Genomic DNA, 22,271 nt, shown 5'->3' with positions numbered 1-22,271 from the left:
TATGTGCACTGCGCCGAAGCAAGGACTGACGCTGCCTGCCAGTGTCGACCTGGAGAAGGAAACAGTGATCACCGGCCGCGTCGTGGACGGTGACGGCCAAGCCGTGGGCGGCGCCTTCGTCCGACTGCTGGACTCGTCCGACGAGTTCACGGCTGAGGTGGTCGCGTCGGCCACCGGTGACTTCCGGTTCTTCGCCGCGCCGGGCTCCTGGACGGTGCGCGCGCTGTCGAAAGTCGGCAACGGTGACGCGGTGGTCAGACCGTCGGGCGCGGGCATTCACGAGGTCGACGTCAAGATCGCCTGACCGCCTGCCAGGCTGATCCCGGATAGACTCATCCACGTGGTGCTGTTCTTCGAGATCATGCTGATCCTGGCGACGGTGGTCATCTCCTGGTTCGCGCTGTATGCGCTCTATCGGCTGATCACCGACGAGTCGTGACCTCAGACGACGGCCATAACGGGCCGGTCGCCGGCTCCGGCGACCGTGGTGTCGCTGGAATTTTTCAAGCCGCCGAACGCGCCAAGCTGACCGCGGCCCGCAACATTCCCGCCTTCGATGACTTGCCGCTACCCGCCGACACCGCGAACCTGCGCCAAGGCGCCAGCCTGCACGACGCACTGCTGGCACTGCTGCCGCTGGTCGGTGTGTGGCGCGGCGAAGGCGAGGGCCGCGCCCACGACGGGGACTACCGCTTCGGCCAGCAGGTCGTCGTCTCCCACGACGGTGGAGACTATTTGAATTGGGAAGCCCGGTCCTGGCGCCTCAGCGACACCGGCGAGTACCTCGAACCAGGTTTACGGGAGACGGGTTTCTGGCGATTTGTCAGCGATCCCGACGACCCGAGCGAGTCGCAAGCGATCGAGCTGCTACTGGCGCACTCCGCCGGTTACGTCGAGTTGTTCTACGGCCGCCCGCGTACCCAGTCGTCCTGGGAGTTGGTCACCGACGCGTTGGCCCGGAGCCGCTCCGGCGTACTGGTCGGCGGGGCCAAGCGGCTCTACGGCATCGTCGAAGGCGGCGACCTCGCCTATGTCGAGGAGCGGGTAGACGCCGACGGCGGGTTGGTACCGCATCTGTCTGCGCGCTTGTCCAGATTCATCGGCTGACCTGGATTCCCGGGAGCCCGGTCTGACCCGCCGAAGGCAAACGGCCCCGGTTTGTTGCCTTCGGCCGCTGGTTCTGCGTGTACTGTTCGACGTCCGAGCAGCCGATTCGCGAACGAAAGGGGCCGGCGGATGGCGCGTAGCAGGACACCCTCGCCGGTGGCTCGCTGGGTGGTGTCGGTCCTCGGGGTGCTGTTGATCGGGTATCTCGCCGCGGTAGCCCTGCAACCAGCGATTCTCGATGTGCTGCCGTCATGGCTGAGCTGGTTCGGCCGCCCGGGATCGATGGCGACCATCGCGGTCGTGGTGTCGGTGTTGATCGCGGTCTCGGTGCTGAACTTCCGGGGAAACAGCAGCCACCGGCTGGTTGGTGTTTCGTTCACCGTGATTGCATTGCTCATCACGATGAGCGCCGTGTTGGGCCTCACTTCGTACTGGGGTTGTCATGACGCCAACCATCCGGCTGTCTTCACTCCGCTGATGTGGACCGCCCAACTGGTCAAAGGCAGCACCGGGGACACCTCGCTCAGCGGGCGCACCTGCCCCAATCCCACACCCGTCGGCCTGGAACTGGCCCGCATAGCGGCGCTGTCGGCGATCTTCACCGGCTTGGGCGGCGTCGTCGTCGGCGTCTTCCGCTCCCAGGTGGACCGGCTGCGGGCCAATCTCGCCGACTCGGTCACCGCGATCGTGGGTGTCGACGGCGACACCGAATCGATGGTCAGCGCAATTGCGCGGACGCTGGACCGGCGCAGCACCCTGGTGGTGATCACCAACGCCGGCGACGACCGGGTGCAGCGGGTCCGCCGGCTTGGCGCCCGGGTGGTGCTGGTCGACCTCAACGCCCCGTCCACCCTGGTGTCGCTGCGCCTGTGGCGCCATCTCGGCCGGCTTTATCTGATGTCGCCCGATCCGGCTACCAACCTGATGTGGCTGGACCTGATCGGTCGTCGGCTCGCCGAGATCGGCGACAAGCAGCGGTTGCCGCTCATCGTTCGCATCGACGACCCGTGGCTGGCCGAGGCTTGGCGGGCCCAGCAGTTCGGCGGATCCGACACCAGATGGGCGGCCGACGTGGTGGGCCGCAACGAGGTGACCGCCGGCCGACTCCTCGACGGCATCATCGCAACGCCCAACATACAACGCGTATTTATTTGCGGCACTTCACAATTGACGTTGGCACTGTGCGCCGACCTGACCCGGCGAGCCCTCGAACGGGACTTCTACACCCCGCCCGGGGTGCCGCCCCTGCCGGCGCTCACGCTGGTGGAACGAGACGCCGAGGACTACCTCAAGGATCACCAGTTCTACCGCCAGCAGGCCGGCTTTTTGTCCGAGGGGCCGACGATCGACGCGGTGCCGGAGGCGCCGACGGTACCGACTCTGCTGCGTCTGATCGGTGACGCCGACCCGGCAACGTGCGCAGTGATTCTGGTCGACACCCATTCCGCGGCCACCGGAACCAGGCTGGGCGCGCGTCTGCCGGCGATGCCCGTCTACGCCTGGGACCCCAACGCCCGGGGCACCGACGAATCGTCGCAGATCGTCGGCCTGCTGCAGACCTACAGCCTGGCGCTGGACACCCGCCAGGGTCAGGTACAGGACGCCTGGGAACGCGCGGCGAGGCTGATCCACGAGCGCTATGTCGCCACCATCGACCCGAACGCGCCGAGATCCCCGGCGGTGATGCCGTGGGCCCAGCTCGACGAGTTCTACCGCGGGTCCAACCGGCGCCAGGTGCGCAATGCGCTGTGGATGGTCGAACGGATCGCCGGACACACCTGGAACACCTGGGGCTGCCCGCCGGCCCAGCTGTCCGGCCGGGACATGGCCGATCTGCCGCCGCTGGAACAGCTTGCCCTGATGGGCTTCGACCGCTACTCGGCGCTGGGCATGGCCAAGGCCGAACACGAGGACTGGTGTCGCTACTACCGTCGCAACGGCTGGAAGTACGGAACCCCCCGCGACGATTCCCGACGGATCCACGACAAGCTCGTCGACTGGTCGGAGGTGGAAAGCAATCCCGATCTGCTCAACGCTGCGGTGCGCAGCCTGGCGGCCACGCTGTGGAGTCTGCGCCAGCTGGGCTACCGGTCACGCCCGCTGTGGCGATCTTTCACTCGTGTCGGGACGGTCACCGCTGAGCAGCGAACCAGCCCGTGGACCTGGAAGTCGGATTCTGGACAGACCATGCGCGCGGCCGCGGGAGACTGGGCCGTCGACGCCGACGGAAAGACCTGGTCGGTGCGCGACGACATCTTCCGGGCCACCTACGAGGACGTCGGCAACGGACAATGGCGCAGGAAGGGGCAGGTGCAGGGTCGGCCCGCCCACGCGGGCGAGACGATCAACACCTTGGAAGGGCCGACGACCGCCGCGGACGGAGACTGGGTGGTACGCGGCAGTGACGGCGAGCAATGGCCGGTTCCCGGGGACGAGTTCGCCCGCCGCTACGTCGAACTTCGTCCGCCGGCGGGTGAGGACGCCCAGGAGGGACCGGATAGTAGTACCCATCGGCGCCAACCGGCGTCATGATGCGGCGTACGTTTGCCAAAGCCAGATTGCTGTGCTCAATGCCATGCGCTACCGTCGCTTGACGGATTCGCCGTGTTAGCTCCCTGCGCCCCCTCAATCGGAGACTGCTATGGCCATATTTATCAGCTACTCGAGCCAAGACCGGTCGTCGCTGGAAGCCCTGACGACCGCGCTTCGGCGTGCCCAGCAGCAAGTTTGGTTCGATCAAGAGCTGGGCGGCGGCGACGCTTGGTGGAACAAGATCCTGGAGCAGATTCGCGCATCTGATGTGTTCATCGTCGCGCTGTCGAATCATTGGCTGCAGTCCAAGCCCAGTCAGGCGGAGTTGCGCTACGCGCAAGCTCTGCAACGGCCGATCCTTCCGGTACAGGTCGGGCCGGTCGACAGTGTGCGAGTCAATCCCGTTTCGACGTTGCAGATCATCAACTACCAGAACCCGACCGTTGATGCCGGGATTCAACTGGTGACGGCAATACACGCGCTTCGCGACAAGGTGCCGCCGCTGCCGTCGCCGCTGCCCGAGGAACCACCCGTACCTTTCGGCTACCTGATGCGGCTTGGCGACGCCCTCGCCGAAAAGGAGCTCAGCCCCCAGCAACAGCTCCAAATGCTGGTGGAGCTTCGATCCGGGCTCGACGAGGACGGCGACGATCCCAGCGCTCGCAGCGACATCGCCCAGCTGCTGCGCATGCTGCGGATGCGACACGACGTCACCTACCGCACCCGCACCGAAATCGACAATGTGCTCGGCGAAATCGGCGCCGTCGAAGCGGGTCCGGCCGGCGCGTCGTCAACACCGCAAGCCAAACCGCAAGCGAGTCCGGCGCCGGCAACCGAGGCGGGGCCCGCACCCAGCACCCCGTCTCGGCCGTCATCGCCACAAGCCGCGCCAAGCGGGGCCAACGGCCAGTCGAACAAGCGGCTGCTCGTCATCGGCGGGGCCGTGTTAGCCGTCGTCGTCGCGGTCGCGTTGATCGCCGTGTTCGCCACTCAGGGCGGCAACCGTAAACCGGCGGCCAAGCCGGCGACCTCCACCGCGGCGGCGGCGTCCACCCGCATCGACTCGATGCTCCTCGGCGCCGCGGAAATCGGGAACCTCGTCGGCGACCAGAATATGGTGTCGGCCGCGCACAGCGACCAGTTGCGCAGCCCGCAGGGCACGCTGTCAGATCCGGAATGCCTGGCAGCCTTCGAGCCGCTGCAGGAATCGATGTATCGGCCCCATGACCCGACCGCCGTGCACAGCGAGGTGCTGCACACCCAGGGCGAGAATCCGGCGCACCGGGTAATCGAAGCCGCCGTGGGCTTCCCGTCGGCCGAGAAAGCTCGTGCATTCCTGCAGGCGTCCGCAGACAAATGGGCGGCCTGCGCCAACAAGACCGTCAAGTTCACCACTTCGAGCAAGAGCAGCGAGTGGACCTTCGGCGACGTGACCGGGGCTCCCCCGAAGATCACCCAGGTGCGCACGGAGACCGACGGCAGCGGGAAGACCTGCCAACATGTGCTGAAGGCGGTATCCGATGTAGTCATCGAGGTGGAGGCCTGCGGCACGGACATCGCTGACGGAGCCGGCCAGATCGCGGACCAGATGAGCACCAAAGGGAAGTAACACCGGCTAGATGTGGAGCGGCCCCCGAGCGCATTTCCGGTTGGACAGACCGGAAGCTCGGGGGCCGGGTGGCTACGTGGGATTCGCCAGCGCGCGTTGAACGCCGGCTCTTCCGAGCCATGGCAGCTAGCGCGCAGCCACCTCACATGTCCATGAAGCTATCAATTTCGCGGACCACCTCCTTCCTTGTGTACGCCCGACCGTACCCCCACTTCGAGCTGCCGACAACAGAATTGGCGTCTTCAGCGGTCGCTGACGATGGCCGCATCGACCAGTTCGGCGAACGCTGCGGCGATCGGGGCAGGGGGTAGTCGCCGGCCGTTGAGGGTGTGCACCCGAGCGGCCAGGGTCATACTCGAAACCAGCCAAACCCCTTGCGCGGCAACCAGATCGGATACTCGCAATGCCCGGTAGTCGCAGTCGTAGCCGTTGGCCCGGGCGACGTGGAAGAGTGCTTGTTGGGTGGTGCCGCGCAGGATCGGATACCACGGCGGCGGTGTGAGCAGGCAGGGGTTACCGCCGGCCATGCCGTCGTCGTCGGTGGCGATGATCACCGTGGAGCGGGGTCCTTCGAGGATGTAGCCGTCGGTGCTGAGGAAGATGACGTCGCCGGCGCCCTGCCGGGCGGCGTGACGCAGGGCGGCCATGTTGACCGCGTACGAGAGCGTCTTGGCGCCGGCCATGAGCCAGGGCATTGTGTCGGCGCCGGCGGCTGGCAGTCCGCGGTCCATGGTGATCGCCGCGAGGCCGGAACGCCGGACCGCGCCGACCCGGTCGGGGACGGGGTTGACCATCACATAGGCCGTCGGCGTGGCGGGCCTACCTTCGGTTTGCGGGGGACCGCTCTCCCGGCCGCGGCTGTAGATCAGCCGCATCGCACCCTCGTCACTGGTGTGGGCAACCCACCGCTGGGTCGCCAGGTTGATGGCGTGCCGCCAGCCGGCGAGGTCTGGTTCGGGCAAATCCATCAGTCGGGCCGAATGGGTCAGCCGCTGCAGATGCGGCTCCACCAGACAGGCCGCACCGTCGCGCACCAGCAACGTCTCGAAGACGCCGTCGCCCCGGACCGCGGCGAGGTCATCGGCGCGCAATAACGGCGTCTCCGGCTCGAGGATTTCACCATCGAGCGTGACGACAACGCCCGTCTGCCCAGCCATGCCCCAGGAGCCTAATGGCCCCGTGGCGGCAGCAAGCGCGGCAGTGCCGCGCGCAGCGGGGGGTTCATGCCTGCCCGCTCCAAAGAGTTCGCTGCGTCGAGTTTTCCGTAGAGTCGACGTGTGACCGCAGTTCCAGCCCCCGATTCAGGACCCGACGCCGGCGCGATCTGGCATTACGGTGATCCGTTGGGTGAGCAGCGCGCGGCCGAAACCGGGGCCGTATTCGTCGACCGCTCCCATCGGGCCGTCATCACCTTGACCGGCAAGGACCGGCAGACCTGGCTGCACAGCATTTCCACGCAGCACGTCAGTGATCTGCCCGAGGGCGCCAGCACCGAGAATCTCAGCCTGGACGGACAAGGCCGGGTGGAAGACCACTGGATCCAAACCGAGTTGGCTGACACCACCTACCTCGACACCGAACCGTGGCGGGGCGAACCGCTGTTGAGTTATCTGCGCAAGATGGTGTTCTGGGCCGCCGTCACCCCAGAGGCCGCCGATCTGGCGGTGCTGTCGCTGCTGGGCCCGCGGTTATCCGACCGGGCCGTGCTGGATGTGTTGGGCCTGGATGCATTGCCGGCCGAAATGGCCGCGATACCGCTGTCCGGCGGTGGATTCGTGCGCCGGATGCCGGCTCTCGCCGGGCACATCGCACTGGACCTGCTGGTGCCGCGCGCTGATTGCGCTGACTGGCAGCACCGCTTGACACAAGCGGGTGTCCGTCCGGCCGGGGTGTGGACCTACGAAGCGCAGCGCGTGGCGGCCAGACGCCCCCGGCTGGGCGTCGACACCGACGAACGCACGATTCCCCATGAGGTGGGCTGGATCGGCGGGCCGGGGCTAGGGGCCGTACACCTGGACAAGGGCTGCTACCGCGGACAAGAAACCGTCGCTCGGGTGCACAACCTCGGCAAACCGCCACGGATGCTGGTGCTGCTGCATCTGGACGGCTCGGGGGATCGGCCGTCCACCGGTGATGCGGTGATGGCGGGCGGTCGCGCTGTCGGACGCGTCGGGACGGTGGTCGAGCATGTCGACCTCGGCCCCGTCGCCTTGGCTTTGGTCAAGCGGGGGCTGCCCACCGACACCGAGCTGACGACCGGCCCCGATGCCGACATCGCCGCGGTGATCGACGCCGAGTCCTTGCCGCCTGCCGACGACGTCGGTGCCGGGAGGCTGGCCGTCGAACGATTACGACGCGGTGCCCGGTGAGACCTGTGACGTCCGCCATGCCGTTGGGACTTGGGTGCCAGGGCGTGCCCACGCCCTGGCACGGGCACGGTAAGCTGTCGGCAGGACAATTACGACACTAAGAGATCGGAGCCGCCTACTCGTAGGCCGCTCCGTTATTTCGCGAGGGGGTCCCCCCATGGGCCGCGGCCGGGCTAAGGCAAAGCAGACCAAGGTTGCTCGAGAACTCAAATACAGCTCCCCGCAGACCGACTTCCAGCGGCTTCAGCGCGAACTGTCGGGAGCAAGTGCCGATACATCCGACCAGGCAGACGACGGCGTCGACGACTCGTGGGCCGACGAGGACAGCTGGCGCCGCTAGAAGCGCACCCAGGGCCCGGTTTTCACCCGTTCTGCGACCATGCGGGCCGTCGGGCTGATTTCACAAATACGCGTATGAACACCTGGCGGTAGAGCCGCGTTTGCCGGTGAGCCATCGGTGGGGGCGATCCAGCTCAACTGGAGGTGCGAGTGCGCCTATGAAGTGGTGGACCCGGGGGGGTGCGTGTGGTGTTGCTTTCGGTCCCTCCGGCAATGACGTTGTCCGTTTATTGTCCCTATCTTCTGCCACGCGACGCCAATAAGAATCGGCTCAATCATCTTTGAGCTGCACGCGGGCATCAACAGATATCGCCGTTTGCAGTCCGGTCGACAGACACGCAGTCCTGCGAGGAAAAGGGGATTCCGGGTGACTATGTGCTGTCATACTCGGGACGTCTGATTGCGGCGTGGTGGCCATCGAATGGAGACATGCAATGTCGTTTGTGGTGGCCCAACCCGTACGGATGGTAGAGGCGGCGGCGGCGTTGGCCCGGGTGGGATCGGCGGTTGATGCTGCGGATGCGGCCGTGGCGGGGGCGACCACGACGGTGGTAGCTGCTGCCGCCGACGAGGTGTCGGTGGCCGTGGCGGCGTTGTTCGCCAGCCACGGGCAGGCTTATCAGGCGCTCAGCGCCCAGGCGGCAGCCTTTGAACAACAGATTGTGCAGGCGTTGGTCGCCGCAGCACATGGGTATGGCGGTGCTGAAGCGGTCAATGTGCAGCAGCTGGTGCTCGATGCGGTCAACGCCCCGACGCGCGCGTTGGTGGGGCGTCCGCTCATTGGTGATGGGACACCGGGCGCACCGGGTCAATCCGGTGAGCCAGGGGGCTTGCTGTACGGCAACGGCGGCAATGGTGGTGCCAGCACGATCGCGGGCGTTGCCGGTGGTGCTGGTGGGGCCGCGGGGTTGATCGGCAATGGAGGCGCTGGGGGTGCTGGTGGGGCCGGGGCAGCCGGCGGCACCGGAGGTGCCGGAGGCTGGCTATACGGCAATGGTGGTGCCGGTGGGCCCGGCGGGGCCGCGGCCGTGGCGGGGGGCTTCGGTGGCAGCGGCGGAGCCGGCGGTGATGCCGGGTTGTTCGGTGTCGGCGGAGCCGGCGGGCGCGGTGGAGCCGGGGCACTCGGCGCAGACGGAGTCAATCCCGGCCTCGCCACACCAACCACGCCCGCGGCTAACGGCACCGACGCCGGCGCCCATGCCGGAGGTGGGCCCGGCTCCGATGGCACGGTCACCGGGCAAGCTGGGGGCAGCGGCGGCACCGGCGGCACCGACAGCACCGCCCCGGGTGCTAATGGTGGTGGTGGCGGGGGTGCAGGTGGAGCGGGCGGTCCCGGGGCACCCGGCGGCACCGGCGGCACCGGCGGCACCGGCGACTCCGGCTCCGGCCTTGGTGCTGGCGGCGGAGGCGGCGGGGGAATCGGCGGTAGCGGCGGTAGCGGCGGTTCCGCCGCTACCGGCAATCCCGGTGGCGGCGTCGACGGTGGTGCCGGCGGCCACGCGGTTCCGGCGGCAACGGCGGTGGCGTCGGCGGCGGTGTTGGCGGGTCTGGATCGGGAACCAGCGCCGGTGGTGGTGCGGTGGTGCTGGTGGTGCCGGCGCGCCCGGCGGCCACGGCGGCGACGGCGGCAACGGCGACGGAGGCGGCGGTGGCGGCGGCGGTGCTGGCGGTGCTGGCGGTATCGGCGCGCCGGGCGGCCACGGCGGAAACGGCGGAAAGGGTGTTACTACCGGTAATGGTGGCGGCGGTGGTGCTGGCGGTACCGGTGGTGCCGGAGTGGCCGGTCACGGTGGTGGCGGCGGCGGGCAAGGGGGTGCCGGCGGTCGGGGCGGCCTCTTGTTCGGTGTCGGCGGTGACGGCGGCGCCGGCGGCGGCGGCGCTAACGCCGGCAACGGTGCGCCCGGTGCCGCCGACGGCACCGGCGGCAACGGTGGATCCGGGGTTAGCGCCGGCGGTGTCGGCGGTGACGGCGGGGCAGGCGGCGACGGCGGCGACGGCGGTGGCGGCGGCAATGGCGGTGCCGGCGGAGCCGCTGGCGCGGGCGGGCTATTCGGCCGTTCAGGCAGCCCCGGCGCAGGCGGCACCGGCGGGGCAGGCGGCGCAGGCGGCGCCGGCGGCGCCGGCGGGACGGGTGGCGCGAGTGGGGCAGGCGGATCGGCTATGGCCGGCAATGCGGGCGCACCCGGACACAGCGGCGACCCGGGCGCTGCCGGGCTCAATGGGGCCCCCGGCTAGCCCGGTCGCCCGCGCCAAGCGCAGTCGGCGGATCTTTCCGCCGTATAGGGCTGGGCAGACCGGCGCAATCACAGCAGGGACTTTCATGCTGTCCGCGGCCGAGTGCGAGGCGGGATCAGCGCAAACAGAATGGGGCCGGTGTCTAAAACCTAGGATGCCGGCCGACCAGCGTGGCACGTGGACCGTCTTTCCCGCCTTTGCGGACGGTTCCCAAAACCCAGCAGTTCAGGTGCCGTGCGGTCAGTATGGCCAACGCCCGGTCGGTGTCTTCGGGTGCGACGATGGCGACCATACCGACGCCCATGTTGAACGTCTTTTCCATCTCTTCCCGCACTACCCGGCCACGCTGGGCGATCATGGCGAACACCGGTGCGGGTGTCCAGGTGCCTCGGTCGACTTCGGCGACCAGACCGTGTGGAATGACCCGTTCCAGGTTGCCGGCCAGCCCGCCGCCGGTGACGTGGCAGAACGTGCGGACGTGCGTTTCGGCGGCGAGCGCCAGACAGTCCTTGGCGTAAATCAGGGTGGGCTCCAGCAATTCTTCGCCCAGGGTCCGACCGAACTCCTCCACGTAACCGGCCAGCTTCATCCGGTCTATCTCCAGCAGGACCGCGCGCGCCAGCGAGTATCCGTTGGAATGCAGACCCGACGATCCCATCGCGATGATCACGTCGCCAGGTTTCACCCGCTCGGGACCCAGCACATCGTCGGCCTCCACCACGCCGACGCCGGTGGCCGAGATGTCGTAGTGATCGGGTTCCATCAAGCCCGGATGTTCCGCGGTCTCGCCACCCAGCAGTGCGCAGCCAGCGTGCACGCAGCCCTCCGCGATGCCGCTGACGATCGCGCTCACCCGTTCCGGCACCGTGCGACCGACCGCGATGTAGTCCTGCAGAAACAGCGGCTCGGCACCGCAGACCACCAGGTCATCGACCACCATCGCGACCAGGTCGAGGCCGATGGTGTCGTGCTTGTCCATCGCCTGCGCAACCGCCAGCTTGGTGCCGACACCGTCGGTAGAGGCGGCCAGCACCGGTTCCCGATAGCCGCCGCGCAGCGCGAACAATCCGGCAAAACCGCCCAGTCCGCCGCGCACCTCGGGTCTGGTGGCTTTGGTTGCCAGCGGCTTGAACAACGTGACGGCGCGGTCACCGGCGTCAATGTCCACCCCCGCCGAGGCGTAGGTGATGCCCTGGTTAGTAAGGCCTGTTAGCGAGCTTTCTGGACTTTGTGGCGGTTCCGTCATCGCGATAAAGGCTACCGGGCGGCACGCATCATCGGTATCAGCGACCGACGCTCTCAGGCCGACCGCCTATCGGAATCGGTTGCGGGGGCGGGCTTGGTCAGCGACCGATCGGAACTTCATCGGCAGCGAGGTCACCCAGGCCGGCTCCGCGTGCCGCGTTGGCAAGCATCTGCTCGATGACGTTCTTGCCCAGCGCGGTCTCGCTGGGCAGTTCGATGGGGTAGACACCATCGAAACAGGCGGTGCACAACCGCGAGGCGGGTTGCTCGGTCGCGGCGACCAGCCCGCGCAGCGAAATGTATCCGAGCGTGTCGGCGTTGATGGCATGCCGGACCGCTTCGAGCATCTCGGCCTCGGCCTCCACGGCGTTGGCGATCAGCTCAGCCGGCGAGGGGAAGTCGATTCCGTAGAAGCACGGCCACTTCACCGGCGGCGAGGCGATGCGCACGTGGACTTCCACCGCGCCGGCCTCCCTCAGCATGCGCACCAGCGCGCGCTGGGTGTTGCCTCGCACGATCGAATCGTCGACGACGATGAGCCGCTTGCCGCGGATCACCTCTTTGAGCGGGTTCAGCTTCAGCCGGATGCCGAGCTGGCGGATGGTCTGTGACGGCTGGATGAAGGTGCGCCCGACGTAGGCGTTCTTCATCAACCCCTGCCCATAGGGGATGCCGGACCCCTGCGCGTATCCCACGGCCGCGGGTGTGCCCGATTCCGGCACCCCGATGACCAGGTCGGCGTCAACGGGGCATTCGCGGGCCAGCCGACGACCGATCTCCAGTCGGGTGGCGTGCACCGACCGGCCGGCCAGCGTGCTGTCCGGCCGTGCCAGGTAGACGTATTCGAAGATGCAGCCCTTCGGCGTAGGGTTGGCGAAGCGGGTCGATCGCACGCCGTCGGCGTCGATCGCCAGCAATTCGCCCGGTTCGATGTCGCGCACGAAGGATGCGCCGACGATGTCGAGTGCAGCGGTTTCCGAGGCCACCACCCAGCCGCGATCCAGCCGCCCGAGTGACAGCGGCCGCACGCCGTGCGGGTCTCGGCAGGCATACAGCGTGTTCTCGTCCATGAACGTCAGACAGAACGCGCCGCGCACGGTCGGCAGCAGTTCCAGTGCCGCCTGTTCCAGGGTGGAATCGGCCGAGCCGTGGGCCAGCAGGGCGCCCAGGATGTCGGAGTCGGTGGTCGCCGGAGCGGGGCAGCAGCGGCCGCCGATCAATCCCGCTTCGCGGGCGCGGGCGGCAAGGGCGGCGGTATTGACCAGATTCCCGTTGTGTCCCAGGGCGACCCCGGTGCCGGCAGCGGTATTACGGAACACCGGTTGGGCATTTTCCCAGGTTGTGTCGCCCGTGGTGGAGTAGCGGCAGTGCCCGATGGCGACGTGGCCCGGCATGGCCGCCAAAGTCTGCTCGTCGAATACCTGGCTGACCAGGCCGAGGTCCTTGAATACCAGCACTTGCGAGCCATCGGCTACCGCAATCCCCGCGGCCTCCTGGCCGCGATGCTGCAATGCGTACAGGCCGTAGTAGGTCAGTTTCGCGACATCTTCCCCCGGGGCCCACACCCCGAATACACCACACTCTTCACGGGGCGAGTTCAGGTCTTGCTCGGGCTGCTGGACGGTCACGGTTAGGCGACTCCCTGGGGCGCGAATGGTGACGTATAGGAAGTCTACGGGTAACCCGGGCATGTCGCCGAATCGACGTGGCGTGTCCAAGCACCGCAAGTCGTGCCGGCACACCGCAGGAGCGGCTTGCTGCCGCCGATGTTCAGATCGCCAGATCCGGCAGCGGCAGCCACGGCGCGATCTCGCGCGCCCGCGGACCTGACAGGATCAGCCCTGCGTTGGCCGCTGCGTCCTCGATCGTCAATAGCCCGGTGACCAGCAGCAACCAGGTGCGCGGAGCTGTTTCCACGACATTGGGCGGCGTGCCGCGGGTGTGCCTGGGCCCGGAAACACACTGCACCGCGACGAACGGCGGGATCCGGACCTCGACGCTGGCGCCGGGAGCCAGTGCGGCCAGGGTGCGCGCGGTGAGCCGAACCGCCGTCCCTAGGGCACCCCGGTCTGGCACCGGACGCGTCTCGTCGCGCAGCCAGTCCGCAACGGCCAACACAGCCTGCCGAGTCTTAGCCGGATCGGCTTTACCGCGGATGGCCATGCTCTAGGGTCTCAGAATCATGGATCCGCGAACGCGGCCACCGTACAAGATCATCGGTCTGCTGGGGCTGATGGTGTTGGCGCTCGTCGGCGCCGGGCTCTACGCCCAGTTTCGCGGGACTTTCATCCCGAAGACCAAGTTGACGATGCTTGCTCCGCGCGCGGGTCTGGTGACCGATCCGGGCGCCAAGGTCACCTACAACGGTGTGCCGATCGGTCGGGTGGCCAGCATATCGGAGGTCACGCGGGACGGCGTTCCGGCGGCCAAGCTGGTATTGGATGTCGATCCGAAGTACATTGACGCGATTCCGGCCAATGTGACCGGCGAGATCAAGGCGACGACGGTCTTCGGCAACAAGTACGTGTCGCTGATGTCACCGAAAAGCGCTGATCCACAGCACATCACCCCATCCATGGTGATCGACGCGACGGCGGTGACGACGGAGTTCAACACGCTGTTCCAGACGCTGACGGCCATTGCCGAAAAGGTCGATCCGGTCAAGCTCAACCTGACGCTGGGCGCGGCCGCCCAGGCCCTGAGCGGTCTCGGGGACAAGTTCGGCGCCGCACTGGTCAACGGCAGCGCCATCCTCGACGACGTGAACCCGCGGCTGCCTCGGGTCCGGGCCGACATACAAGGCTTGGCGGCCCTGGGCGACGTCTACGCCAACGCGGCGCCGGACTTGTGGACCGCGCTGGACCAGGCGGTCACCACCGCGCGAACTGTGAACCACCAGCAGGCCGGCCTTGATGCGGCATTGCTGGCGGCGGTTGGGTTGGGCAACAACGGTTCTGACGTGTTCGGTCGCGGCGGGCCATACCTGGCGCGGGGGGCCGCCGATCTGGTCATCCCCAGCCAACTGCTCGACGAGTACAGCCCCGAAATCTTCTGTACCATCCGCAACTACAACGAAGTCGGGCCCAAAATCCGCGCCGCCCTCGGCTTCACCGGCTACTCGCTGGGGGCCGCTTCCGGCAGCATTACCGGCGCACCCAACCCCTACATCTATCCGGAGAACCTGCCGCGGGTCAACGCCCGGGGAGGACCCGGCGGGAAACCGGGGTGCTGGCAACCGATCACTCACGACTTGTGGCCCGCCCCGTTTCTGGTGATGGACGTCGGCGCCAGCGTGGCACCCTACAACCATGTCGAACTCGGCCAGCCGATGTTCACCGAATATGTCTGGGGACGTCAGTTCGGCGAGTACACCATCAATCCTTGACGGACGCCGGCGACGGGAAGAATCGATGAGGCTGTGGCCTTTGCGGCTGCTTGCCGCTGCGCTGGCACCGGTGCTGGCGCTCACCGGTTGTAGCCACGCCGGCCGGCATTCGGATGCGGCCGCGCACAACTGCCGCACCTTGGCCGCCGACCCGGGTTGGCATGGCGACAACCGCGAGCGCATCGACGCGATGATCAACCGGCTGGGCAGCTGCGGCAAGGCCGAATCGGCCACCGCCGGTGCTCCTTTGGTGTCGTTCGACTGGGACAACACCATGGTTCGAAACGACGTCGGCAACGCGACGTTCTATTGGATGATTAACAACTCCAAAATGCGTCAGCCTGCCGGTGGCAACTGGTCTACCACCAGCGCGTACCTCACCACTGAAGCGGCAGCGGCGTTGGCCGCCGCTTGCGGCGGCCTCGCGGATCCCGGACAACCGCTGCCCACCGGCTCCAACACCGGCTGCGCTGATGAGCTGGTGACCGTTTATACCAGGCATGAAACCCGTTCGGGGGCAGCGGCGTTCACCGGTTACAACCGCCGTCGCATACAACCCGGCGACGCCTGGGCGGCCGAGCTGCTCGCCGGCTGGACCGATGCCGAGATCACCGAATTCGCTGCCGCGGCCAGGAAGCAGAGCCTCGACGCCGCCGAGGGGTCCGAGCAGACCGTGGGCAGTACCCGACAGACCGGCTGGGTGCGCTACTACACCCAGATGCGAGACCTCGTCGGCACGCTGCAAGCCAATGGGTTCGACGTGCGGATCATCTCCGCGTCGGCTGAGCCGGTGGTCCGGGTGTGGGCGGGCCACATCGGCATCCCGGGGGACCACGTGATGGGCGTGCGCACCGACCATGACGGTGACGTCCTGACGCCACGGCTGGCGCTGTGCGGCGGCGAACCGTCGATCCCCTTCAACGAGGGCAAGCGGTGCCGGGTCAACGAGCAGGTTTCCGGTGTTCAGGGCGCAGCTGCTTTCCAGCAGTTGCCCGAGCAGCGTCGGCAGGTGTTCGCCGCCGGCGACTCCGACGGAGACGTGACGTTCATCGCCGACGCGACCACGCTGCGCCTCGTCCTGAATCGCAACCAGATCGAGTTGATGTGCCGGGCGTACGCCAATGCCGACGGCAAGTGGATGGTCAACCCGACCTTTATCAATCCCCTGCCGATGAGCCCGCCCTACCCGTGCGCAACCCAGGGATTCGACGAGCCCGACGGCGGCCAGGCACCGCTTCGTCAAGCCGACGGCACCGTCGTGCCCGACCAGCAGGACCGGGTCCACTGAAGATCGAACTCGGTGTGACGCAGCCGCAACAGGCAGGTTGCCGGCGCGTATCCGGGCAACGCTAAATCGGCTGTCGCGCAAGCGTTGTAGACTTGGATCACCTCGCATTCAATGCGCTTCGCCAGTAGAGAGCACGCTCACCCTGCACCGGCGCACAAAGTGTGAGATCCTCTCCGTGCCCCCAACCACTTATACCTAAGGCGGTGTTCCGATGTCCGAATTCACTTCACGCGATGGCAGCTGGTCCGCCAAGCCGGTCCTGGAGCCCATCATCGTTACCCGGCGCGGCAAGATCGCCCGCCTGGAATCTAGCCTCACTCCGCAGGAAGCACAGATCGAGGATCTGGTATTTGTGCGAAAGACGTTGAGCCGGGCTGGTATTCCCTTTCTCTTCGTCCGCGGCCACAAGAGCAGGCCGATTCTGGCCGTCGACATCCAACTCCGGCCTGCCGTCGGGCAGGCACTTGCTGCGGCGTGTGTCACTGAACCGATGTACGCCAAAACAATGGACGAAAAGGGAATCCCGCCGGTGTTGCTGGCCAATGGCCGGCTCTCCGCAATGGGTGATCCGCGAATTCTCCGGCTGTATCGGCGACGGATTGCGCCGGGCGGATTTCGGTATGGCCCGGCATTCGGCGTTGAGCTTCAATTCTGGGTTTTCGACGAGACGCTGATCCGCTGTCCGGTGGAGAACTCACTCACCCGCACAGTGTTGCCCCGCAATGAGCTGACCCCGGCGACTGTCAAATTGTACGGGTACAAGTGGCCGACGCTGGAGGGGATGTTCACACCCCATGCCAGCGACGTGACATTCGACATTGACCTGGTGTTCTCCTGGGTCGACGGCAGTGACCCCGAGTTCCGGGCGCGGCGCGCAGCGCAAATGTCGGCTCACGTGGTGGGCGAAGGCGACGACGCCGAAGCGCGCATCCGCCAGATCGACGAATTGAAATACGCGCTGCGATCGGTGAACATGTTCGCCCCGTGGATCCGTCGCATCTTCATTGCGACCGATTCAGCCCCGCCCCGGTGGTTAGCCGAGCATCCCAAGATCACCATTGTCCGTGCCGAGGAGCACTTCACCGATCCTGCCGCGCTGCCGACCTATAACTCGCATGCGGTGGAAAGCCAACTACACCACATCCCCGGGCTGAGCGAGCATTTCCTGTACTCCAACGACGACATGTTCTTCGGCCGCTGAAAGCCACCATGTTTTTCTCTCCGGGCGGTGTCACGAGGTTCGTCGAAGCCACCACCCGGATAGGTCTGGGGGCGAACGACCCCACTCGTAGCGGCTTCGAGAACGCGGCCCGGGTGAACCGTCAGCTGCTGTTCGAGCGATTCGGGCAGCTGATTACCCGTCACCTCGAACACACGGCTGTTCCGCTGCGCAAAAGCGTGCTGATCGAGATGGAACAGGAATTTCCCGACGAGTTCGCCCGCACGCAGGCCAGCGCGTTTCGGTCCGGCACCGACATTTCGGTGACCAACTCGCTGTATCACTACTATGCGCTGATGACCGGCCGTGCCGTCCAACAGGAAAAGGCCAAGGTGTTGTACGTCGACACCACCACCCACGCCGGCCTGGACCTGCTGGAGGAATTGCGGAAACACCGTCAGTACCACTTCTTCTGCCTGAACGACGGCAGCTTCCCCGAAGTCGACCCGGCCGAGCGGGCGCAACGGGTGGTCAGTTTCTTGGAGCGGTACTTTCCGATCCCCGCGCCGTGGGAGAAGGTCGCCGCGGACGTCAGCGGGCCGGCCCCGGCCGCGCCGCTGGCGTCAGCACCATTGGAGGGTGGCTGAACAGCAAATCCCGTCGCGACGGTTCGATGAATATTCCGCTTTCGGCGATTTGATGTTTTACCTGGGCAGGCGAGACGAAGGTGCCCACGGTTTTCCCGCTACCGAGCGGGATCACCGAGTGCACGACGGTGTCCTGGTAGACGTGCACCAGGTTGCAACCCTGCGCGCCGTCTCTGCCGCGGGTCCCCCCAGCGACAACGGTGAGGTCTTGGGTGTAGCAGGTGGCCGATGCCACCGACACCGGGATCCCGACGAAGGTGGCGTTCGTCGAGTAGTGCAGGTGCCCGGCCAGAATGGACCGGATGTCGCTGCCCTCGATCACCCGGCCCAGGGCAGCCTGGTCCCGGAGTTCCACCGTGACCGCGAGGTCCAGGACACTGGGAATCGGCGGATGATGTAGCGCCAGGATGGTGCCGTGCGGGGCTGGCGTCGCCAATTCGGTTGCTAGCCAGCTCAATTGGGAGCGTCGCAGTTCGCCGTGATGGTAGCCGGGTACCGAGGTGTCCAGGGTGATGATCCGCAGGCCGTCGATCATGTGCACCCGGTCCAGCGGTGCCATCGACGGCGCCTGGTCGAGCAGGAAGCTGCGCAGCGCTGCCCGGTCGTCGTGGTTGCCCATCACCCAGATGAGTTCGGCGTCAAGCTCGGCCGCGAACGGTTCCACCACGGCTCGCAGCTTGCGATACGCCTGCGGCTCACCGGTGTCGGCCAGGTCGCCGGTGAAGATGATGGCATCCGGACACATTCCGGAGTGGGTCAGCTGGTCGAGCAGCTCACCCAGCCGTCCGTCGGCGTCTACGTCGCCGTAGAGAGGGTCATCCCCCCCAACCAGATGCGTGTCGCTGATATGCAGGAGAACGTGTTCCGGCCGCGGATGTTCCGCGGCCCTAAGTCTGTGCACCTGAGGTGCCAACCCTCTCGGTCTGGTGATCGCTGGAAAAGCACAGCCCGTCAAGTATAACGGCGTGCCAGCGTGCTCGCAGCGCTCGCTCGCCGGCGCCGCTGGACGGTCAGCGCCGCGACCGCGCCGGCCTCGTTGATCGCCAGGTGCGTCAGGATCGGCGCCGCCAGGCTGCCGCGACGCTCGGCGAGCCATCCGAACACCCACCCCGCCAGGCCGGTGACCAGCACCGTGGGCACCACCGGCGCACCCGTCGCGCGCGCGTCGGCAATGTGGGAAAGACCGAAGGCCCCGGCCTGCAACAGCCGCCCACCCGCCGGGCCGAATGCCTGAGTGCCGGCGGTGGCCAGCGCCGCCCGAAACGCGGCCTCCTCGGCCCACACCGTGCCGACGGGTATGTGCAGTACCAGCCAGCCCGGCGCCGATACCGGCAACGGCCGCGCCGACATCGACAATCGCACCGCGGGCACCGGTGTCGTCGCCGCGATCGCCGTCGTCGCCGCCGCCGCCGCGGCCGAGCCCAGCCGTAACCCGGCCCACAGCCGCGGTGGACGAAGACCCAGTGGCGCCCGGGTCAGCCACACCAGCAACCACCCCAGCCCGGCCTGCAGCGGTACCCGCCAGGCAGTGGGCAGCCGTGGACCGATGAAGCTCCAGCCCACCAGGCCGGTAGCCAAAGACACTGCGCGCAAACGGCTTACCCGAAGAATCGCGGCAGCACCGCCTCGGACGTCTGGCGCAGTTCGGCCAGCGACACCGTGAACAATCCGTGGAACTCGATGACATCCGAGGCCTGATCGACGACGCCGACTCGAACCGCGGGCAGGCCGCGCGCGTCGCACATCGCCCGGAACCGGCCCTCTTCGGTGCGCGGCACCGCGACCAATGCCCGGCCCGCCGACTCGGAGAACAGCATCACGAAAGGATCGGCACCTTCGGGAAGCACTATCCGGCAACCGGTTTCACCCGCCAGCGCGGCTTCGACGACGGCTTGGGCGAGCCCACCTTCGGACAAGTCGTGCGCGGCGGACACCAGGTCGTCACGCGAGGCCGAGCGCAGCACCTCGGCCAGCAGCTTCTCGCGGGCCAAATCGACACTGGGCGGCAGGCCGCCCAGGTGGTCGGCGGTCACCTGGGCCCAGACCGATCCGTCGAACTCGTCGCGGGTGTCGCCCAGCAGCATCAGCGTTTCACCGGGCTCACGGCCGAGCGCGGTGGGAAGGCGTCGACTTACATCGTCCAAGACGCCGAGCACCCCGACGACCGGGGTGGGCATGATCGCTGTGGACCCGGTTTGGTTGTAGAAGCTGACGTTGCCGCCGGTCACCGGAATGCCCAGGGCCGCACAGCCGTCGGCGAGTCCACGGACCGCCTGGGCGAACTGCCACATCACGCCGGGATCTTCGGGCGAGCCGAAGTTGAGGCAGTCGGTCACCGCGACCGGCGTGGCGCCGGTGACGGCGACGTTGCGGTACGCCTCGGCCAGTGCGAGTTGGGCGCCGGCGTAAGGGTCCAGCATGGTGTAGCGCCCCGACGCGTCGGTCGAGACCGCGATGCCGCGGCCGGTCGACTCGTCGATGCGCAGCACGCCGCCGTCGGCGTGCTCGGCCAGCACGGTGTTGCCGCGCACGTACCGGTCGTACTGTTCGGTGATGAACGCCCGGCTGCACAGGTGCGGACTGCCCAGCAGCGCAAGCAAAGTCGCGCGCAGCTCGGCGCCGGTGACCGGGCGCGGCAGCTTGGCCGAAGTGTCGGCGTTGAGGGCGTCCTGCGATTCGGGGCGGGCGACCGGGCGCTGGTACACGGGCCCCTCGTGGGCCACCGTGCGGGGCGGCACATCGACGACGGTCTCGCCGTGCCAGCTGATCCGCAACCGGTCACCGTCGCTGACTTCGCCGATCACGGTGGCCAGCACCTCCCACTTGCGGCACACGGCCATGAAGGCGTCCACGTTCTCCGGGGCGACCACCGCGCACATGCGTTCCTGCGACTCGCTGCAGAGCACCTCGGCGGACGTCATGTCCTTGGCGCGCAGCGGGACGGCATCGAGACGGATCGCCATACCACCGTCCCCGGCAGAAGCCAATTCCGAAGTGGCACAAGCTAGCCCGGCTCCGCCAAGATCCTGGATGCCGATCACCAGGTCACCCGCGTACAGCTCGAGGCAGCACTCGATGAGCACCTTCTCGGTGAATGGGTCGCCGACCTGAACCGAGGGCAACTTCTTGCGCGCGGCGCCGTCGGCGCCATCAGCACTGAAGGTATCCGACGCCAGAACCGACACCCCGCCGATGCCGTCGAGCCCGGTGCGCGCGCCGAACAGGATGATCTTGTTGCCGGCCCCGGAGGCGAACGCGAGATGCAGGTCCTCCTGGCGTAATACGCCGACGCACAACGCGTTCACCAACGGATTTCCGGCATAGCACGGGTCGAAGACGGTCTCGCCACCGATGTTGGGCAGGCCCAGCGAGTTGGCGTAGCCGCCGATACCGCGGACCACGCCGTCGACGACGCGGCGGGTATCGGGGGCATCGACCGCACCGAACCGCAACTGGTCCATCACCGCGACCGGGCGCGCGCCCATGGCCATGATGTCGCGCACGATGCCGCCGACACCGGTGGCCGCGCCCTGGTAGGGCTCGACGTAGGACGGGTGGTTGTGCGATTCCACTTTGAACGTGACGGCCCAGCCGTCGCCGATGTCGACCACGCCGGCGTTCTCACCGATGCCGGCCAGCATCCCGGCGCGCATCTCGTCGGTGGTGGTCTCGCCGAAGTAGCGCAGGTGCACCTTGGAGGACTTGTACGAACAGTGTTCGCTCCACATCACCGAGTACATGGCCAGCTCGGTGTCGGTGGGCCGGCGGCCGAGGATCTCGCGGATCCGCTGGTACTCGTCGTCTTTGAGGCCCAGCTCGTGGAAGGGTTGCGGTTGGTCGGGGGTGCTGGCGGCATGTTCGACGGTGTCAATCACGTGGATCTGCGCGCTCGTCACGCCAGACAGTCTAGGGCGGGCGATTCTTGTCGCCGAGCGTGACGTCAGCGCGCGATTTGCGGCCAAATTCTCGCAGCCACGTCACGCTGGGCGACGCGCCTGGGTCACCGTCCCGCCACGCAGAACAAGTTGCCCTCGGGGTCGGCCAGTACCACCCAACGGAAGTTCTCGCCGAACTGCTGCCGCTCCACCTCGGTGGCACCGCCGGCCGTCAACCGCGCCACCTCGGCGTCCACATCCTCGGCAGTGAAATCCAGATGCACCCGGTTCTTCCCGGGTGTGGGATCGGGCACCTTCTGAAAACCCAGCCGCGGCCCTTGGTCGCGGGTCACCACGATGAATTCGCCCGGCAGCAACTCGCGGGTGGTACCGCCGAAGTGCTCGGCCCACCAGCCGGCCAGCCGCACCGGGTCGTCGCAGTCGAAAGTGACCATCTCCACGCTGAGCGCCATGCCCCAAA

Annotated in this window: 16 protein-coding genes and 2 pseudogenes; 10 read left to right on the top strand and 8 right to left on the bottom strand. The window is 67.3% G+C overall.

The features are described 5' to 3' along the window. Nucleotide 1: 1 nt before the first annotated feature. The 4 genes from CDN38_RS17360 (at nt 2) to CDN38_RS17340 (ending at nt 5,248) form a co-directional block, all read left to right on the top strand. The gene (locus CDN38_RS17360) at nt 2-304 is read left to right on the top strand and encodes a DUF1416 domain-containing protein (RefSeq protein ID WP_075510044.1); all 303 of its coding nucleotides are present in this window, start codon (nt 2-4) and stop codon (nt 302-304) included. Nucleotides 305-435: 131 nt separating this feature from the next. Further along, nucleotides 436-1,107: a heme-binding beta-barrel domain-containing protein gene (locus CDN38_RS17350; protein ID WP_036412818.1), complete on the top strand. Its 672-nt coding sequence runs from the start codon at nt 436-438 to the stop codon at nt 1,105-1,107. A gap of 129 nt (nt 1,108-1,236) precedes the next feature. After that, nucleotides 1,237-3,639, top strand: coding sequence for a hypothetical protein (locus CDN38_RS17345; protein ID WP_075510045.1), 2,403 nt, complete (start codon nt 1,237-1,239; stop codon nt 3,637-3,639). Between the two features lie 109 nt (nt 3,640-3,748). Beyond that, the gene (locus CDN38_RS17340) at nt 3,749-5,248 is read left to right on the top strand and encodes a sensor domain-containing protein (RefSeq protein ID WP_075510046.1); all 1,500 of its coding nucleotides are present in this window, start codon (nt 3,749-3,751) and stop codon (nt 5,246-5,248) included. Between the two features lie 242 nt (nt 5,249-5,490). Here CDN38_RS17340 and CDN38_RS17335 read toward each other — a convergent pair whose 3' ends face one another. Further along, complete coding sequence (locus tag CDN38_RS17335) at nt 5,491-6,405, bottom strand: aminodeoxychorismate lyase (protein WP_075510047.1); 915 nt, start codon at nt 6,403-6,405, stop codon at nt 5,491-5,493. Between the two features lie 120 nt (nt 6,406-6,525). Here CDN38_RS17335 and ygfZ point away from each other — a divergent pair, with 120 nt between their 5' ends. The 3 genes and pseudogenes from ygfZ to CDN38_RS30960 all read left to right on the top strand — a co-directional run bounded on the left by ygfZ (nt 6,526) and on the right by CDN38_RS30960 (nt 10,191). Continuing rightward, a complete protein-coding gene (gene ygfZ / locus CDN38_RS17330) occupies nt 6,526-7,617 on the top strand; it encodes a CAF17-like 4Fe-4S cluster assembly/insertion protein YgfZ (RefSeq protein WP_075510048.1) in 1,092 nt (363 codons plus the stop codon). A 157-nt stretch (nt 7,618-7,774) separates the two neighbouring features. Next, nucleotides 7,775-7,957: a DUF3073 domain-containing protein gene (locus CDN38_RS17325; RefSeq protein ID WP_075510049.1), complete on the top strand. Its 183-nt coding sequence runs from the start codon at nt 7,775-7,777 to the stop codon at nt 7,955-7,957. A gap of 433 nt (nt 7,958-8,390) precedes the next feature. Next, nucleotides 8,391-10,191 (top strand): annotated as a pseudogene (locus tag CDN38_RS30960) (PE family protein). 142 nt (nt 10,192-10,333) lie between these two features. Here the strand turns inward: CDN38_RS30960 and purM are convergent. The 3 genes from purM to CDN38_RS17305 form a co-directional block, all read right to left on the bottom strand. After that, nucleotides 10,334-11,437 (bottom strand): phosphoribosylformylglycinamidine cyclo-ligase, encoded by a 1,104-nt coding sequence (gene purM / locus CDN38_RS17315; RefSeq protein ID WP_075510051.1) that lies wholly within the window; start codon nt 11,435-11,437, stop codon nt 10,334-10,336. A gap of 97 nt (nt 11,438-11,534) precedes the next feature. Beyond that, complete coding sequence (gene purF, locus CDN38_RS17310) at nt 11,535-13,064, bottom strand: amidophosphoribosyltransferase (RefSeq protein WP_075510052.1); 1,530 nt, start codon at nt 13,062-13,064, stop codon at nt 11,535-11,537. 142 nt (nt 13,065-13,206) lie between these two features. Further along, nucleotides 13,207-13,599: a sterol carrier family protein gene (locus tag CDN38_RS17305; RefSeq protein WP_075510053.1), complete on the bottom strand. Its 393-nt coding sequence runs from the start codon at nt 13,597-13,599 to the stop codon at nt 13,207-13,209. A gap of 19 nt (nt 13,600-13,618) precedes the next feature. Between CDN38_RS17305 and CDN38_RS17300 the strand changes: the two genes are divergently transcribed. The 3 genes and pseudogenes from CDN38_RS17300 (at nt 13,619) to CDN38_RS17290 (ending at nt 17,915) form a co-directional block, all read left to right on the top strand. Beyond that, nucleotides 13,619-14,821 (top strand): MCE family protein, encoded by a 1,203-nt coding sequence (locus tag CDN38_RS17300; RefSeq protein ID WP_075510054.1) that lies wholly within the window; start codon nt 13,619-13,621, stop codon nt 14,819-14,821. A gap of 25 nt (nt 14,822-14,846) precedes the next feature. Continuing rightward, nucleotides 14,847-16,109 (top strand): haloacid dehalogenase-like hydrolase, encoded by a 1,263-nt coding sequence (locus tag CDN38_RS17295; protein WP_233026916.1) that lies wholly within the window; start codon nt 14,847-14,849, stop codon nt 16,107-16,109. 211 nt (nt 16,110-16,320) lie between these two features. Further along, a pseudogene (locus tag CDN38_RS17290) lies at nt 16,321-17,915 on the top strand (stealth family protein). Here the strand turns inward: CDN38_RS17290 and cpdA are convergent. From cpdA to CDN38_RS17270, 4 genes are all read right to left on the bottom strand, one after another. After that, nucleotides 17,860-18,816 (bottom strand): 3',5'-cyclic adenosine monophosphate phosphodiesterase CpdA, encoded by a 957-nt coding sequence (gene cpdA / locus CDN38_RS17285; protein ID WP_099319087.1) that lies wholly within the window; start codon nt 18,814-18,816, stop codon nt 17,860-17,862. The pseudogene CDN38_RS17290 and the gene cpdA overlap by 56 nt on opposite strands. Before the next feature lie 50 nt (nt 18,817-18,866). Next, complete coding sequence (locus CDN38_RS17280; RefSeq protein ID WP_142361359.1) at nt 18,867-19,526, bottom strand: Rv0804 family intramembrane glutamic endopeptidase; 660 nt, start codon at nt 19,524-19,526, stop codon at nt 18,867-18,869. Next, nucleotides 19,514-21,790, bottom strand: coding sequence for a phosphoribosylformylglycinamidine synthase subunit PurL (gene purL / locus CDN38_RS17275; protein WP_099319417.1), 2,277 nt, complete (start codon nt 21,788-21,790; stop codon nt 19,514-19,516). Before purL ends, CDN38_RS17280 begins: the two co-directional genes overlap by 13 nt. A gap of 125 nt (nt 21,791-21,915) precedes the next feature. Next, nucleotides 21,916-22,263, bottom strand: coding sequence for a VOC family protein (locus CDN38_RS17270; protein WP_075510058.1), 348 nt, complete (start codon nt 22,261-22,263; stop codon nt 21,916-21,918). Between the last annotated feature and the right edge of the window lie 8 nt (nt 22,264-22,271).

The organism is Mycobacterium ostraviense (assembly GCF_002705925.1).
Classification (GTDB): domain Bacteria; phylum Actinomycetota; class Actinomycetes; order Mycobacteriales; family Mycobacteriaceae; genus Mycobacterium; species Mycobacterium ostraviense.
Note: the sequence above shows the minus strand (reverse complement) of the source record. Positions and strands in the feature narration are given on the sequence as shown.